The 16,762-nt window shown below is 37.5% G+C and carries 13 protein-coding genes and 2 pseudogenes; 7 read left to right on the top strand and 8 right to left on the bottom strand.

The window, feature by feature from the left end; all coding sequences use genetic code 11:
- Positions 1 to 73: 73 nt before the first annotated feature.
- Both ytxJ and GJU41_RS15285 read left to right on the top strand, forming a co-directional pair.
- Entirely contained in the window at positions 74 to 400 is a 327-nt protein-coding gene (ytxJ, locus tag GJU41_RS15280) for a bacillithiol system redox-active protein YtxJ (protein ID WP_070876541.1), read from the top strand.
- Positions 401 to 477: 77 nt separating this feature from the next.
- Positions 478 to 1,086, top strand: a complete 609-nt coding sequence (locus GJU41_RS15285; RefSeq protein ID WP_154319073.1) for a class I SAM-dependent methyltransferase — start codon at positions 478 to 480, stop codon at positions 1,084 to 1,086.
- A gap of 526 nt (positions 1,087 to 1,612) precedes the next feature.
- On the opposite strand, the pseudogene GJU41_RS15290 reads toward GJU41_RS15285, so the two are convergent.
- Positions 1,613 to 1,819: pseudogene (locus GJU41_RS15290) on the bottom strand (hypothetical protein); the annotation flags it as partial.
- Positions 1,820 to 2,119: 300 nt separating this feature from the next.
- On the opposite strand from GJU41_RS15290, the gene GJU41_RS15295 reads away from it, so the two are divergent.
- The gene (locus GJU41_RS15295) at positions 2,120 to 3,196 is read left to right on the top strand and encodes a bifunctional 3-deoxy-7-phosphoheptulonate synthase/chorismate mutase (RefSeq protein ID WP_070876538.1); all 1,077 of its coding nucleotides are present in this window, start codon (positions 2,120 to 2,122) and stop codon (positions 3,194 to 3,196) included.
- Positions 3,197 to 3,615: 419 nt separating this feature from the next.
- On the opposite strand, the gene GJU41_RS15300 is transcribed toward GJU41_RS15295, so the two are convergent.
- From GJU41_RS15300 to GJU41_RS15325, 7 genes are all read right to left on the bottom strand, one after another.
- Positions 3,616 to 4,368 carry a formyl transferase gene (locus GJU41_RS15300; protein ID WP_070876605.1) on the bottom strand — a complete coding sequence of 251 codons (753 nt, stop codon included), beginning with the start codon at positions 4,366 to 4,368 and terminating at the stop codon, positions 3,616 to 3,618.
- On the bottom strand, positions 4,355 to 4,996 hold the full coding sequence (locus tag GJU41_RS25040; RefSeq protein ID WP_224771420.1) for a polysaccharide deacetylase family protein: 642 nt from the start codon (positions 4,994 to 4,996) through the stop codon (positions 4,355 to 4,357). Before GJU41_RS25040 ends, GJU41_RS15300 begins: the two co-directional genes overlap by 14 nt.
- A complete protein-coding gene (locus tag GJU41_RS25045; RefSeq protein ID WP_224771421.1) occupies positions 4,953 to 5,357 on the bottom strand; it encodes a polysaccharide deacetylase family protein in 405 nt (134 codons plus the stop codon). Before GJU41_RS25045 ends, GJU41_RS25040 begins: the two co-directional genes overlap by 44 nt.
- A 472-nt stretch (positions 5,358 to 5,829) precedes the next feature.
- Complete coding sequence (locus tag GJU41_RS15310) at positions 5,830 to 6,840, bottom strand: NAD-dependent 4,6-dehydratase LegB (RefSeq protein WP_070876536.1); 1,011 nt, start codon at positions 6,838 to 6,840, stop codon at positions 5,830 to 5,832.
- A gap of 111 nt (positions 6,841 to 6,951) precedes the next feature.
- On the bottom strand, positions 6,952 to 8,001 hold the full coding sequence (locus GJU41_RS15315; RefSeq protein ID WP_070876535.1) for a nucleotidyltransferase family protein: 1,050 nt from the start codon (positions 7,999 to 8,001) through the stop codon (positions 6,952 to 6,954).
- Positions 8,002 to 8,312: 311 nt separating this feature from the next.
- Complete coding sequence (locus tag GJU41_RS15320) at positions 8,313 to 8,900, bottom strand: acyltransferase (protein ID WP_070876534.1); 588 nt, start codon at positions 8,898 to 8,900, stop codon at positions 8,313 to 8,315.
- A 186-nt stretch (positions 8,901 to 9,086) separates the two neighbouring features.
- On the bottom strand, positions 9,087 to 10,928 hold the full coding sequence (locus GJU41_RS15325) for a polysaccharide biosynthesis protein (RefSeq protein ID WP_139149105.1): 1,842 nt from the start codon (positions 10,926 to 10,928) through the stop codon (positions 9,087 to 9,089).
- A 347-nt stretch (positions 10,929 to 11,275) separates the two neighbouring features.
- Here GJU41_RS15325 and GJU41_RS25050 point away from each other — a divergent pair.
- From GJU41_RS25050 to asnB, 4 genes and pseudogenes are all read left to right on the top strand, one after another.
- Positions 11,276 to 12,229 (top strand): annotated as a pseudogene (locus GJU41_RS25050) (NAD-dependent epimerase); the annotation flags it as partial.
- A 42-nt stretch (positions 12,230 to 12,271) separates the two neighbouring features.
- On the top strand, positions 12,272 to 13,561 hold the full coding sequence (locus GJU41_RS15330; RefSeq protein ID WP_070876603.1) for a nucleotide sugar dehydrogenase: 1,290 nt from the start codon (positions 12,272 to 12,274) through the stop codon (positions 13,559 to 13,561).
- Between the two features lie 2 nt (positions 13,562 to 13,563).
- Complete coding sequence (locus GJU41_RS15335) at positions 13,564 to 14,712, top strand: glycosyltransferase family 4 protein (RefSeq protein WP_070876533.1); 1,149 nt, start codon at positions 13,564 to 13,566, stop codon at positions 14,710 to 14,712.
- A gap of 97 nt (positions 14,713 to 14,809) precedes the next feature.
- Complete coding sequence (gene asnB, locus GJU41_RS15340; RefSeq protein ID WP_083328189.1) at positions 14,810 to 16,756, top strand: asparagine synthase (glutamine-hydrolyzing); 1,947 nt, start codon at positions 14,810 to 14,812, stop codon at positions 16,754 to 16,756.
- Positions 16,757 to 16,762 lie beyond the last annotated feature (6 nt).

A 16,762-nucleotide genomic window follows, 5' to 3' on the forward strand; every position in this document is an offset into this window, starting at 1 on the left:
CGATTGTTTTTATTTTAGAAGAAAATCATGTACAATATACGAATCAATGAAATTTAGGAGTGAATGGAACAAGATGGCCAAAACAAAGATTGATACAGTCGAAGAATTCCAGCAAATCGCTGACAGCGGAGAACCCTTTTTATTTTTCAAAAATAGCTTAACTTGTCCCATTGCTCAGGCAGCCTACGAGCAATTCGAAGCTTTTTCTGAGGAAAATGATTCGGTTAATGCCTATTACTTGAATGTCCAGGAAGCAAGACCGCTTTCAAATTATATAGCAGAAACTTACGGTGTGAAGCATGAATCACCGCAGGCTCTTCTTTTCAAAGACAAACAGGTTGCATGGAACGAGTCACATTGGAAAATTACAAAAGACTCATTAACCAAAAACGTTTTATAAAGCGGAGGATGGGACAGAGGCTCTAAAGCTCTGTCCCTTTTTTATGTGATCTGAGACATGATAGGAGAAAATGTAAAATGAATGAACGTTCTTTTGATCAATTATTAAATATAAAGACTGAGGAGGCTCAAAAAGAATTTGGCAAGTCAATGCATTATCACCGTTATGAACCGACTCCATATGCGGCACTGGAGAAATTGTTCCATGAATATGAGCTGAACAGCAGTCATCAAATAGTTGACTTTGGCTGCGGAAAAGGCAGAACAAATTTCTATATTCATTATTTAAGCAATGCTGTTGTCAAAGGGATTGAAATGAACGAGGAATTCTATCAGGAAGCCATCCAAAATCGAGATCGTTATGTAAAAAAAGCTAAGAGCCGAAAAGGGCAAATCCAGTTTTATTGCTGCTTGGCCGAAGAGTACAAAATTGATCCGGCAGATAATCGTTTTTATTTCTTTAATCCTTTTTCAAAAGAAATTTTTATGAATGTCATAGACAATATCCTTCAGTCGGTTGAAGAGGCAAGGCGGGAGATCGAGCTGATTTTGTACTATTGTTCAGAAGAGTATATTTATTTCCTGGAAAACCAGACCGCTTTTGAATTTAAAAAAGAAGTCATTCTGCCTGGGTTTAATGACCGTAATCCGGTTGAACGATTTTTGATTTATAGACTTGATTATTAATTAAATGGATGGAATTGAGTACTATATTGAACAGCAATTATTATCCTTTGATTCCAAAAATGCTGAGAACAGTCGAGATTTTGGAATCAAAGGGGTGGTATAATTCCAAAAATACCGAGAAAAGTCGAGATAGTGGAATCAAAGGGGTGTTATGATTCCAATAATACCGAGAAAAGTCGAGATTGAGGAATCAAAGGGGTACTATGATTCCAAAAAAACCGAAAAAAAGTCGAGATTCAGGAATCAAAGGAGTGCTGTGATTCCAAAAATGCCGAGAAAAGTCGCGATTGAGGAATCCAAGGGGTGCAATGATTCCAAAAATGCCGAGAAAAGTCGCGATAGTGGAATCAAAGGAGTACTATGATTCCAAAAATGCCGAGAAAAGTCGAGATAGTGGAATCAAAGGGGTACTATGATTCCAAAAATACCGAGAACAGTTGAGATTGTGGAATCAAAGGAGTACTATGATTCCAAAAATGCCAAGTACAGTCGAGAATGAGGAATCAAAGGGGTGCTATGATTCCCCAAGCTTTTCTTTGACTGATGAAATCACATTAGAAACAGAGATGACATCGTGAATCTGTCCATCGAGCATTGAGCGCTCTCCATGTTCCTGTATGACCGTATCAATGACTTCATAGGCGCCGTCTTTTTCGGATAAGAGCAAACAAACTACCGACCGGGTGCCAATATCTAATGCAAATGTGAAAGTCTCTTTTACCAAAATGAGCACCTCATTTATTAATCTCCAAAACTTGAAAAATCCTATAAAACAGCATTGTTAGCGCTTAAAAACGCTTTATCGCTTAAAAGCGTTTAAATGTTAAAGAAAAAAGCGTGACAACGCGAAGGATTTTGTATATAATTATCACTAATTACTAAAGAAAATGTATCATATTTTCTTTTTTTAAGAAAGCTGATGCAGGTTTGCATCACGCCTGCACACTAGTTTTGAAGGGATGCATGTACAAGCCGGATTTCGGCTTTTCATAAGAGTTTCTTCAATTTTAAAAAACGCGAAAGGATGAGTGAGATGAGTAACGCCGAGTTAGAAGCATTGCGAGAGAGAGCAGAAGAGATTAATCTGCAGATTTTACAGCTGATTAATGAGCGAGGAAAGTTAGTACAGGATATAGGTAAAGCCAAGGAAGCGCAGGGCGTTAATCGATATGATCCCGTCCGAGAGCGAAGAATGCTTAATAAAATCAAAGAGAACAATGATGGACCTTTTGAAGACTCCACATTGCAGCATATTTTCAAAGAAATTTTTAAAGCAAGCTTAGAGCTTCAGGAAGACGATCACCGCAAAGCGCTGCTTGTGTCACGCAAAAAGAAGCCTGAAGATACAATTGTTGATGTTAAAGGCGTCAAAATTGGGGACGGAAGCCAAGTATTGATTGTTGGGCCATGTGCAGTTGAAAGTTACGAGCAGGTAGCTGCTGTTGCAGAAGAGGCTAAAAAACAGGGAATTCGCTTATTGCGCGGAGGAGCATTCAAGCCCCGCACAAGCCCTTATGATTTCCAGGGTCTTGGACTTGAAGGCTTAAAAATCTTAAAACGCGTTGCAGATGAATATGATATGGCTGTTATCAGTGAAATTGTGAATCCAGCTGATATTGAAACAGCGATTCAATACATTGATGTTATCCAAATCGGAGCCCGCAACATGCAGAACTTCGAATTATTGAAAGCTGCGGGTGCAGTTAAAAAACCTGTATTATTAAAACGCGGCCTTGCTGCTACACTTGATGAGTTCGTAAATGCAGCTGAGTACATTATTTCACAAGGCAACGATCAAATCATTCTTTGTGAACGCGGTATCCGCACATACGAGACAGCTACACGAAATACGCTTGATATTTCAGCTGTGCCGATTTTAAAACAAGAAACGCACTTGCCGGTAATGGTCGATGTTACGCATTCAACCGGACGCCGCGACTTGCTTATTCCTTGTGCTAAAGCAGCGCTTGCTATTGGTGCTGACGGTGTTATGGCTGAGGTTCATCCGGACCCTGCGGTCGCGCTGTCGGATTCAGCTCAGCAAATGGATTTCGATCAGTTCGCAGAGTTCATGAATGAGATTAGACCGTTGACAAAAGTAAAAGCATAAATTCTTTGGAATATGAAAAAGCCGCCTGCATGCATCCAGATATCGGGATCGTGTTGGCGGTTTTTTTTTGAATTCATCTGATGTATTAACTGGGTGTTTCCATTATATATTGGCTATCCATTCAGATCACGCTTATGAAACGAGGAACACCCCTTGAAGCTCAAGGAGTGCTGTTTTTTAGAAAGGATATATATCTTTTTAATTGGATTTGATTATTTCGTTGAACGCAATTTATTTGAGGCTTATTAGAAAATAAAACGAGGAAAGAAATAGAGAATAGAAAGTAAACTAAGCTGTCATGGAACGCTTTACTTTCTAAGAATGGCATGAGGTATGAATAATCCTCATATGTTCTGAATATCATATGTTGAAAATTCCTCATTGATATAGACAAACATCCAAAATTCGTTCTGGACTGCTTACTTTACATTACGATGCAGCCTATACGACCAATATTCTAATAAAGTGGGATGGCTTCTTAATTTAGATTCGCCTTTAGGCGGCAATATAATTTGATATTTATTATCTAATACTTCCCATATGGCTTCTTTTAATAAAGGCAAGCCTATAGCAAGCTGAAGTAAAGGATAAGTATAAAAATTATCTTTTTCATTCGTCTGAATGATTCCTTGTTTTAATATATTTCCTGTATCTATACCTTCATCAACAAAATGAATTGTGGTTCCGCATAATTCATTTTGTTTTTCCACGAGCGCCCAATAAGCTCCATGTACTCCTCTATACATAGGAGTTATACCTGCATGCATATTGATAAATTTAGCAGGGACACAATTAAGAACTTTTTTTGAAATAATTCTAGTACCATTTACAATGACTATATCTGGCTTTATTTCTCTTAGTATATTTACTGTTTCATTATCATTGACAGATTTTACGTTAATGATTTCACCTTCATTAATAGAGCTGCAATTTAATTGGTGCAGCCTCTTAATCTCATTAGTGCGTTCAACTGACCTTTTTTTTAGATATGAAACAGTAAAAGTTTGGAACAAAACTTGACCTAATACTTTAACAAAGCCAAGTTTTTTCATTCTCTTTTTTAGAAAATAGGATCTTGGCACAGGCTCCTCTATAATTACTTTTTGAATGTTGAAGCTTTTTATTAGGTAATTATGAACAATATTAGTAGATTCCCCTTTACCTGCTAACATGATGATCGTGGGACTCTTCAACCGTCTCACTCCTTAGTATATGTTTCGATAATTCCTCCATATTTAAACTTTCCATATCAAAATTTTGTCTCAAAAAAGAAAAATGTTTCAGTATGCTCTCCAAAAAGGATAAATTTTCATTTAGATTAATTCCAAAATTATGAGGGTGCCACCACAAATGATAGACTAATTTATTTTTTGCTGCATAATCGAAATCGGAGATAATTCTCTTTAGTCTTAACGGCTCCAAATATTTTAATGTTTTGGAATAAGGTCTTAAAAAACGGCTGGATGGAATATTCAGAGGTAAATTTCTACTCTTTATCTCTTTAATAGAGTAGCAATTGTGACCAGATGTATTTATATAGGCATCAGCTAATCTGGCTATCCTTTTTAATCCATGTTGTCCTTTCTCATCAGTTGCTTTATAAAGCCAAGAACGTTCATTTCCTCTATAAGAAGTGATACCTAATTCTTTACACGCTGATAAATAGTTCTCTTCACACTGGTTTCTTGGGAAAACTAAACTTTCAATTTTTAAACCGTATTTCTCGCCAACTTTTATAGCTGCGCTAATATCTTCTTTAAAAGAATTGAATTGCTGAATGAGAAAAAGTATGTGTTCCAATTCTTTGATATGGATATGAAATTATTTTTTGAATGATAGACGGAGCAAAATGATAGGGATCTTCTTCTTCGTTAGAACCTATATTGTAAATATGTTCATAGGGTGACAAATAGCTTTTTAGATATTCCGGTTTTTGATCAGGACAATTATCTATTAATTCATCACGCGAATTGAAAAAAAGAAATCCTACAGTAGACCAAGTGGCATGTATTTCATATTTAGCGAATAATTCTAAGATAGCAGGAATTGCAGTCCTAACCCCCAGTAAGTTTTCTTTGTAGCTTAATAAACTTTTTTTATCTCTTACACCCCAATAAAGTTCAAAATCTAATGAGATAACTAATTTACCATTTTCAGACAATTAAAACTCCTACCTTCCGGGAATCCTCCATCACTAAGCAGTTTGCTGCGCTAAGTCTTCCTAAGTTCTTTCCGACCTTTGTAGCTTATTCAAAAGCTTATCAAATGGAGTAAGTACCAAATGACATGTAATGCCACATCCGCGGCCACTTTCTCAGAAGGTTTAGAAAGCTAAATGAAATTAATATATTTATAGAATCACCAGACGACCAAGACCATCGCTGGGCAGAAATTCAGCAGCCATTTCAAATCATATTAAAGAATAGATATTGAGGTGAGACAAAATCAGGGCAAAGAGGAAATGATAACATGATCCGCTTTCGATCTATGTGGAAAAACAAATCTGGAGAAATAGCCTGAAGAAGTACTGGATATGCGTAAGAACAAAGAAGGGTCCGAGAAGCTTTATAAATTAACTTCCCGGACATTCTTTTGCAAATTTAAAGCTCAATAAAACCTCATAAAAGAATTTATTATTTATTGTATATATCTGCCTTATAATGTTTTAAATTTTCTATGTTTGTAAACCACTCAATGGTTTCAGTTAAACCTTTTTTAAATCCATTACGGTTTCCATAATCAGGTTCCCAGCCTAACAGTCTTTTGGCTTTTGAATTATCTGCCCAGAGGCGTTCAACTTCACTTTTTTCAGGTCGTAATCGGAGGTCTTCTGTTTCAATTTCAATTTCTTTCCCCATGATTTCAGCAATGAGTTCAGCCGTCTCACCGATAGAAATTTCATAATTACTTCCAATATTAATAATTTCTCCAAGTGACTCATCAGACTCAGCTGTAGCTATAAAGCCTTTGATAGTATCTTTAATATAATTAAAATCTCGAGTAGGGTTCAAAGCACCCAGCTTGATTTTAGTCCTTCCGCTGGCAATTTGTGTAATAATGGCAGGAATAACAGCTCTGGCTGATTGTCTTGGCCCGTAAGTATTAAATGGGCGAATAATGGAGACTGGGGTATTAAAGGATTTATAAAAAGAAATGGCAACTTGGTCTGCTCCAATTTTTGATGCAGAATAAGGGGACTGTCCTTGAAGTGGATGATCTTCTGTTATAGGAACAAACAGTGCTGTTCCATATACTTCACTTGTAGAGGTGTGAATAACCTTTTCAATTTCCAGTTCTCTTGCTGCCTGGAGAACGTTTAAGGTTCCCTTTATATTGGTATCAATATAAGTATCCGGTGAGTGGTATGAATATGGGATTGCGATCAATGAAGCTAAATGAAGAACAACATCGCAGCCATTGAGGGCGTTTTTTACACCATATGGATCTCGTATATCACCTGCGAACACATCTAACTGTTTTTTTATATCGTCTGGTGAATGATCAAGCCAGCCCCAGGAATTAAACGAATTATAATAGACAAATGCACGAACATCTAATCCTCTTCTAACTAGCTCTTCGGTCAGATGAGAACCGATAAATCCATCAGCACCAGTAACAAGAATTTTTTTGTTTCGCAGCTCCATCCTTATTCCCTCCCTCTTTTATCACAATTTCATATTATGCATAGAAGTCATTTTGTAATACAGCATGTAAACGGACTTGTTGCATCGATACCGAATATTCCTGTAATTCAATTACTTGAATTCTTGATCAAATTCTCCGTTGGCCCGTTCGAAATCATCTATTCTCCCAATATCCAGCCAGTATTCTCTCACTGGAAAAATGGAGATGTCTTCATTTTGGTCGAGCAAATTTCTTAATAGATCCGGCATATCCAGATAACTGTTTTCTGGTATGGTTTTTAATACTTCTGGGTCAAATATATAGATTCCAGCACTGACAAAAAAATGGTGCACCGGTTTTTCCTCAATTGAAAGCAAACGATGGTTATCAACATTAACCACACCATAAGGGACTTGAAAATCATATTCCCGTACACACAATGTTGCCTTCCCTTTAAGATTTTCATGGTAGTCCAGTAAATATTGATAATTTACTTTTGTAAGAATGTCCCCGTTCATCACAAGAAAAGGTTTATCGGGTTTTTCGGGCAACAGCCCTAATGCACCCGCTGTTCCCATCCTTTTATCCTCATGTATATATTTAATGTCTACTCCCCAGTTCGAACCATCCTTAAAGTAGTCTTGAATTAGTTCAGACTTATAATTAACAGAAATGTAAAAACGAGTAAATCCATGTTCAATTAAGCTTTCTAAAATAGTTTCAAGAATTGGTTTGTTCCCTATTTTCAATAAAGGTTTAGGCGTATCATTTGTTAAAGGCCTCAGTCTCGTTCCAAGTCCTCCTGCCATGATAACTGCGATATTATCTCTGGCAGGAGCTTGAATAATAGAATTTAAATGCTTTAAGCCGACTACACAGCCTTCTTTATCTACAACTGGAAGCTGCTGCAGCTTTTTTGATTTTATTAAGGCCAGCAGCTGTTTAGGATCAATAGCAGGAGAAACAGTTATAGGATCAGGATTCATAATGAGAAGGACAGACTGATCCAAAGAGATTCCTTTTAAAATCCCTCTTCTAACGTCTCCATCTGTTATTGTTCCAAGCAATTTATTTTGTTCATTTACAACAAGGGCGATTTGCAGACCGCCTTCATCAATGATTTTTATGGTCTCCTTTATGGATGCAGATGGCGGAACCAATATTTTTCTGTAGTCATTCAAAAATCTCACCTCATTTAGAATGTGAAAGGCTGCTATATTCATATTCCTTTAGACCAATGCTTGTGTAATCTTCCAGAGAAATGGGCGAAAAAGAGGGCACTTTAGCTAGAAAGCTTACAATATTAGAAGATACAAACACGATTACTCTAAATCCGCATGGCAGCGAAAGTTGATTCAAGCAAAACCTTCTAAACTTAAAAGAACCGAGTGAACAGGGAAATAATTAATATATCCTTTTGGGAGTATTGAGGATTAGGGTTAAAAAAGGGGAGCGAGGAGAAAAAGATGTCTGAAAACAGAAACATTAGTATTCAATCTTCTGACTGCTCTTCAGCCATTTCTTTTAAGTACGCTTTCTCTAATAATAGTAAATCCTTTTTACGCTCTTTTATTCTTTTTACAGGCACTCCTGCATAGACACCCCATGGATCCAGGTTTTTTGTTACTAAACTGTGAGCTCCTACAGCTGTTCCTTCTCCAATAACGACACTAGGGAGGACTGTTGTATTCGTGCCGATAAGAACATGTTTATTTAAAATGATTTCTCCTGAAATGATATTTAAATATTTTTTAGGAACGGTATGGCCAGTTAAACTTTCTCCTAAATAATCACCATTTGCACTATATAAAGTTACTCTGGATGATATACCTGAAAAATCTTTTAATGTGATGCCTCCCGTCCCGCCTAAAAGGCAATAATGAGCAATGGTCACATTCCTGCCAATATTTATACCTTTTTCCCCGCCAACTAAGCAGCAAAAATCATCAATCCTTGAATGATCACCGATTGAAATCGTTTCTGGTATATAAATACTGCATTTTCTGCTGACTTTAACGTTTTTTCCAACACTTTTAAGGCCCATATCTTTTAGTTCCTGCTCAGTGTAAATATTATCCATTTATCATCCCTCCAGCATTTGAAATAGTCTTTTAAAAAAAATTATTGTTTGCGATCATTTAGCAGAATGCATAAATGAAACGAAATCTCTTTTTTCCATGTGTTCAACTTTTGTTAAAAAATAATAATACGTTTGCAATCTTTTCTATACATTCCAGTTATTTATATGTTATTTATATCGCAGCACTCAAGAGTCAGAATAAAAAGGCACAATATCCGCTAAAAATGATTTTAATTCTTTTGATTCTCTATTTGATTCATTGAGGGTTAGCTGTTGAAGCTTAGTGAGGATTGCAGAAAATTCTTCAGGAGAATAAGAGATTTGTTTAGCGATGTAAATAAGGTTGTGTTTAGTGGTTGACCGGTTTTCTTCAGAGGTGAACAATTCTTCGCTCAGTTTTTCGCCTGGCCGTGCGCCGGTGTATATAATCTTAATATCTTTACCCGGTTCAAAGCCGGACAATCGAATCAAATCGTTTGCAAGTTTGGTGATATTAACGGGCCTCCCCATATCCAGAACAAAAATCTCTCCGCCATTTGCCATGGCAGCTCCCTGGATGACAAGCTGTACTGCTTCAGGTATTGTCATAAAATAACGAACCATTTCAGGATGAGTGACTGTTACTGGACCGCCTTCTGCAATTTGCTTTTTGAATACTGGAATAACGCTTCCCCTGCTTCCTAAAACATTGCCAAACCTCACAGCGGTAAACTTCGTATCACTGATTTCGTTCATTTGCTGAATCAATATTTCTGCCACTTTTTTTGTGGTGCCCATAATGCTCGAAGGATTGACTGCCTTATCGGTAGAAATAAGGACAAATCGCTCGACTTTATGGCGATGAGCACTTTCAGCTACATTTCTTGTACCAAATACATTGTTCTTTACAGCTTCTAAAACATTATTTTCCATTAAAGGTACATGTTTATAGGCCGCAGCATGAAATACAATGTTGGGTTTATAGGCTGCAAAAATAGTTTCAATTCTTCTTTGATCTTGAATGTTAGCAATTATGCTATAGAACTGAATGGACGGGTACTTTTTCTTCAGTTCTGCTGTAATGGTAAAAATGCTATTTTCTCCAGCACCAACCAATAGCATTTTCTTAGGGCTTAACCTTGCAATTTGTCTGCAAAGTTCGCTTCCGATTGAACCTCCTGCACCAGTGATAAGGATCGTTTTATTCGAAAGAAAGCTTGCCACTTCCTCCAAATCAATTTCGATAGGCTCTCTTCCCAAAAGATCTTCTACTTTCACGTCCCGGATCATATTTAAAGATATTTCACCCTGCAGAATTTCACTAAAGTGGGGAAAAAGTTTAATTTCTGTTTTTGTTTCTTTACATATTTTAATGATGTCTGAAATTTCTTTTTTAGGAGCAGAGGGCATGGCGATAATGATCATTTGGACCCCTAATTCTCTTGCAATTCTTGGTATATCATCTCGTGTTCCGATAATCGGAAGGTCAAAGACTTTTTTATTGAGTTTACAATGATCATCGTCGATAAAAGCGATCGGATTCATCGGCGTGTTTGGTGAATTTCGAATCAGCTTTACAACAAAGCTCCCGGTATTGCCTGCTCCGATAATCAAAACTCGCTTATGAGTTGGAGGAAGGCTTTGACTTAGATCGTGGTTAAATCTCAGGAGAAATCGAACGCCGGCCGTGGCCATTGAGATACTCATCCAGGTCATGACGAAGACGGAAAGGGGCATAGAGGGCATTAACTCATACTTGGAAAGAAACAGAAACAAGATTCCTGCAGCAGCGTTTGCTATCAATGCAGCTTTTATAATGGAAATAAAATCACGGGGGCCGCTGTAGATCCATATCCGCTGGTAAATCTTAAAGGAACGGAAAACGATAAGATGGACCAGCCAGAGACCTATAAAGATGAAAACCATCCCAGAAAGATGAATTTTTGGAACATCCCCGTTAAAGATAATCAAGGTGCTGAAAACTGCAGAAGCCGGGATGATGAAAGTATCCATTATAGGTAATATTACTTTTCCATTGCGGTAATTCAATTTTATTCCTCCAGTTACTACCTTTAATAAGGATAGGATTATTGTTATAAGGGATAAAGATAAAAAATGATCAGCTTTTTTATTTATAAGAAAGTAATAAAACGTAATAGACCGTTAAGAAAGAAAATGGAATATTGAGCATATGTCAGGCGTGTATTTTGTTTTGATCATTCGATGATAGTCTATGAGAGCAACTGAATTGTGTATAGGTATGTGTACTTAAACAATAAATATTAATGTGAACAAACGGTTTTTTTCATGCCTAACTTTCCCTTCTAATGGAACAACATCTTGAGCGTCCTCATATATCAATTATTATGCTAACTCCATTAGAAAGGAATTGTGCTATGTCCACGTCCAGTTCAAATAAAATACTAGTGACAGGCTGCGCTGGTTTTATAGGATTTCACCTGGCCAATCGGTTATTAAAAGAAGGCGAAATAGTAATCGGTTTGGATAATTTAAATGATTATTATGATGTTTCTTTAAAACATTCAAGATTAGACATTTTAAAAAGGGATGAGAACTTTACTTTTATTGAAGCTTCACTAGAGGATAATGAAGCAATCAAAAAGCTTTTTTCAGAACACTCAATCCCCGTTGTTATTAACCTGGCAGCGCAGGCAGGAGTTCGCTATAGTTTAGAAAACCCTGAATCTTACATTTCCTCTAATGTGGTCGGTTTCATGAATATTTTAGAAGCCTGCCGTCATCATCATGTTGAGCACCTCATATACGCCTCATCAAGCTCTGTTTACGGCTCCAATACAAAAATGCCTTTTTCCGTTCATGATCGAGTGGATAACCCGATCAGTTTGTATGCAGCAACCAAAAAAGCGAATGAATTGATGGCTCATACTTACAGTCATTTATATAACCTGAAAACCACAGGGCTGCGTTTTTTCACAGTGTATGGACCATGGGGTCGACCAGATATGGCCCTATTTAAATTTACCCAGGCCATTCTTGAGGGCAGAGAAATCGATGTCTATAATTACGGACAAATGAAACGTGATTTTACATTTATTGATGACATTATAGAAGGTATTTTTCGTCTCATTAAAAAAAGCGGCAAAAAAATGCAGCATAGAGAAAATGAAGTACCTTATAAGGTGTACAATATCGGAAATAATCACCCTGTCGAATTAATGAAATTTATTTCAGTGCTTGAAGACAAATTGGGAAGAAAAATGAAAAAAAACTTTTTGCCCATTCAGGCTGGAGATGTACCGGAGACTTATGCAGATATTGACGATTTAATGGAGGACTTGGGATATCGCCCAAATACCCCTATTGAAACCGGAATCGAACAATTTGTGAATTGGTATAAGTCTTACTATAGTATTCCAGCGGACAATCGGAAAGTAGGGCTTGTCGGTCTTGGCTATGTCGGCCTGCCAGTTGCGCTTGCCTTTGGGAAAACATTTCCTGCAGTAGGTTTTGATATTAATTCCAAGAGAATAGAAGAGTTAAAACAGTTTATTGATAGTACAGGTGAAGTTGCCTCTAATGAGCTGCAAAATGCAAATGTTGAATTTACTACTGATGAAATGAAGCTAAGAGAATGTAATTTCATTATCGTTACAGTACCCACACCGATTGATAAAGACAAAAAACCCGATCTGACACCGCTGATAAAAGCGTCAGAAACGGTAGGGAGAAACCTATCAAAAGGGAGTATTGTAGTTTATGAATCAACCGTTTATCCAGGAACAACAGAAGAAGTTTGTTTGCCTCTTCTTGAAAGGTATTCCCAATTAAAAGCAGGTAAGGATTTTAAGATTGGCTATTCACCCGAACGGATTAATCCGGGAGATAAAAAGCATACATTTGAAAATATTGTGAAAGTTGTAGCGGGTCAGGATGAAGAAGCTTTAAACATAATCGCTGAAATGTACAGAAGTGTGGTGGAGGCAGAAGTGTATCCTGTTTCTTCAATTAAAGTGGCGGAAGCTTCTAAAGTCATCGAGAATACTCAAAGAGACTTAAATATCGCTCTGATGAATGAATTGGCCATTATTTTTAATCGATTAAAAATTGATACAAACGAAGTGTTATCAGCTGCTGGCACAAAATGGAATTTTATTCCCTTTAAACCTGGGCTGGTGGGAGGTCACTGTATCGGAGTAGACCCATATTATCTAACATATAAAGCAGAAAAATTAGGTTATTCGCCAAATGTCATATTAGCAGGAAGAAACATCAATGATTACATGGGGACTTTCATTGCTACGTCCTTAATTAAACTAATGGCTGAGAATCGAAATCTTATAAAAGGTTCGCTAGTTACAGTTTTAGGATTAACTTTTAAAGAAAATGTACCAGATATAAGAAATACAAAGGTAATAGATCTAATCCAGCAGCTTAAAAACTTTGGGCTTAATGTTCAGGTGAGCGATCCCAGGGCAGATGCAGAAGAGGTTGAGAAAGTATATGATTTAAAGATTACACCATGGGAAAAATTACAAAAATCAGATGCCGTCATTTTAGCTGTTCCTCATTTAGAATATATCGAAAAGAGCTGGCAGGACTTCACTCAACTTTTGAATAATCAGCAAGGATTTTTCGTAGATATTAAAGGTGTGTTAGATAAGGACACCTGTCCTGAAACGATTAAGTTGTGGAGATTGTAAAAATGAAGAAGATATTACAGCTCTGTGCGGTGGACTTGTCTGTTGAAAATCTTTTAAAACCGCTTATTTTATCACTTGAAGCTGAAGGGCACATTGTTCATATTGCTTGTTCTGATACTGGCAAACTAAAAGATTTAAGGGAACAGGGCCTGAATGTGATAGAAGTGCCTGTTGAGCGGAAAATAAAGCCTTGGTCGAATTTAAAGACGATTAGCAGATTAGCAGCTTTAATGAAGAAAGAAAAATATGATCTCGTCCATGTTCATACCCCAGTTGCTTCGATACTGGGCAGAATTGCTGCTAAACTTGCAGGAATAAAAACGATTATCTATACTGCACATGGATATTATTTTCATGAAGGGATGGATTTTGTTCAATACAGGCTTTTTTACTGGATTGAAAAAATCTTTGCCCGTTTTTTCACGGATTGGCTTCTTCTTCAAAGTAAAGAGGACTACGATTTAAGTATATCTCATTCATTTAAGCCCTCTTCTAATATTATTCACCTTGGGAACGGTGTAGATCTAACGACTAAATTCTGCCCTGATCGATTCTGTTCAAAACGAATAGAGGAATTAAAACAACAATTTTCCATAGAAAAGGAAGAGGTTGTGGTCACGTTTATAGGAAGGTTTGTTAAGGAAAAAGGCATCTTCGATTTAATTGACAGTTTTCAGTTGTTAAAGGAAGAGCACAACTATGTAAAGCTGTTGATGATAGGGGGCATTTCTGATAGTGAACGAGATTTAGAAAGTAATAGCGCCATCGAAGAGATATTCAAGAAAAATCCATCGATTATTAATGCTGGGTATCGAAAAGATATTCCAGAATTGCTGGCAATAAGTGATATTTTTGTTTTGCCATCCTATCGTGAAGGGCTTCCGCGTTCTATTATTGAAGCAATGGCGATGGGAAAGCCCGTCATTGCGAGTAATATCAGGGGATGCAGAGAAGAGGTTCAACATGGAGTTAACGGGTTCTTGTTTGAAAAAGGAAATCATATAGATCTTTATGATAAGCTGAATGATCTGGTTGGAAATGAAGATAAGCGAAAGCTTTACGGTGCAAATAGCCGAGAGCTGGCTATACAGGACTATGATGAAAATGTCATTTTGAAAAAACAATGTGATTTGATCAACCAGATAAAATAAGGTCTAATCTGTTACGGAAACTAAAAGAACAAATACCTTCAAAATGAAGATGAAAAACCAGCAGTACACCGATGGATAGGATCAGAAGGAGGATATTATGTGTGGTATAGCAGGGTTTATCGATTCATCATCTCAAACAGGAAACGAACAGCTGCAATCCACAGTTTCACGGATGACTGACATGCTCTATTCAAGGGGACCGGATCATGGTGATTTTTGGGTGGATGAACAAACTGGTCTTGCTCTTGGCCACCGCCGGCTGTCAATTATTGACTTATCCCCAGAAGGTAATCAGCCAATGCATTCAAAAAGCGGACGATATGTTTTAGTCTTTAATGGTGAGATTTACAATTACCTTTCACTTCGATCAGAACTTGAACTAGCAGGCATTGTTTTTAAAGGAAGTTCCGACACAGAGGTGATGATAGAGAGTATTGAGATGTGGGGGATTAATAGGGCACTGACAAAATTTACAGGGATGTTTGCCTTTGCCTTGTGGGACAGGAAAGAACGATTATTATATCTTGCCAGAGACCGTATGGGTGAAAAACCACTCTACTACGGCTGGGCAGGAAAAACTTTTTTATTTGGATCTGAGTTAAAGGCGTTAAAATCACATCCTGCTTTTGAATGGAATGTAAACCGGGATGCATTACCGCTGTATTTACGTTATAACTGTATCCCCGCCCCTTTTTCCATATATGAAAATATTTTCAAAGTAATGCCTGCAACTTATCTCGTTATTAATCCTGCAAAATCTTCTCATGTTTCAGACCCAATTAAATATTGGTCAGCTGAAAAAGCAGCAGACAACGGTTTTCGGTATCCGATTCATTGCTCGGAAGAAGAAGCGGTTTCCAAATTAGATCAAGTATTGCGGACGGCAGTAAAGCAGCAGATGGTATCAGACGTACCGCTTGGAGCGTTTCTATCAGGAGGTATTGATTCCTCGATGATCGTAGCACTCATGCAAAGCGAGAGCAGCAGACCAATTAAGACCTTTACAATCGGATTTCACCAGACCGAATACAATGAGGCAGGGTATGCTAAAGAAGTTGCTTCGCACCTGGAAACCGACCATACAGAATTGTATGTTACAGAGCAGCAAGCTATGGAAGTTATTCCGAAGCTGCCTTCCATATACGATGAACCATTTTCTGATTCTTCCCAGATTCCTACTTTTCTGGTGTCGCAGCTTGCCCGTCAGCACGTAACCGTTTCTCTGAGCGGAGACGGAGGAGATGAATTATTCGCAGGTTATAATCGACATCTCTGGGGGGAGAAAATTTGGAATAATATTCATCATCTGCCTAAAAGCATAAGGCATATGGCTGCTGTGCCTCTTAATAAAATATCTCCTCAAAAGCTGGAGAACAGCAGGTTCCTTCCATCCAAGTACAAGAATCGATTTCTCGGGGAATATTTGCATAAATTTGGAGATATCCTAAAAGCCGATTCGGTGGAAGAAATGTACCTCTCACTCACCTCTCATTGGAAGAATCCTCAACTTGTAGTAAAGGACCGCATATTACTGGAACCATTTCTTAATCATTCATCCGCTATTTTTCCATCGGCTACCGAAATGATGATGTACATGGATATGAGCCAATATCTCCCGGACGATATTCTTGTAAAGGTAGACCGTGCCAGCATGAGTGTCAGTCTCGAAACGAGAGCTCCATTTTTAGATCATAATGTCGTCGAGTTTTCGTGGCGTATTCCATTATCCATGAAATTAAAAGGAAATCAGAGCAAATGGTTAATGAGACAGCTGTTATATACACATGTTCCAAAGGAATTAATTGAACGTCCTAAACATGGATTTGGTGTACCAATCGGCCATTGGCTTCGCGGTCCATTAAAGGAATGGGCTGAGGAACTTCTTGCCGAGAAGCGATTGCTGACCGAAGGGTATTTTCAGCCAGCGCCCATCAGGCAAAAATGGGAAGAGCATTTAACAGGAAAAAGCAACTGGCATCATCAGCTATGGGATATATTAATGTTTCAATCATGGTTGGAAAATGAAAAACGGTCTTGGGAATAAGAGATA

It is taken from the genome of Metabacillus idriensis, from assembly GCF_009674765.1.
Lineage (GTDB): Bacteria > Bacillota > Bacilli > Bacillales > Bacillaceae > Bacillus_P > Bacillus_P idriensis.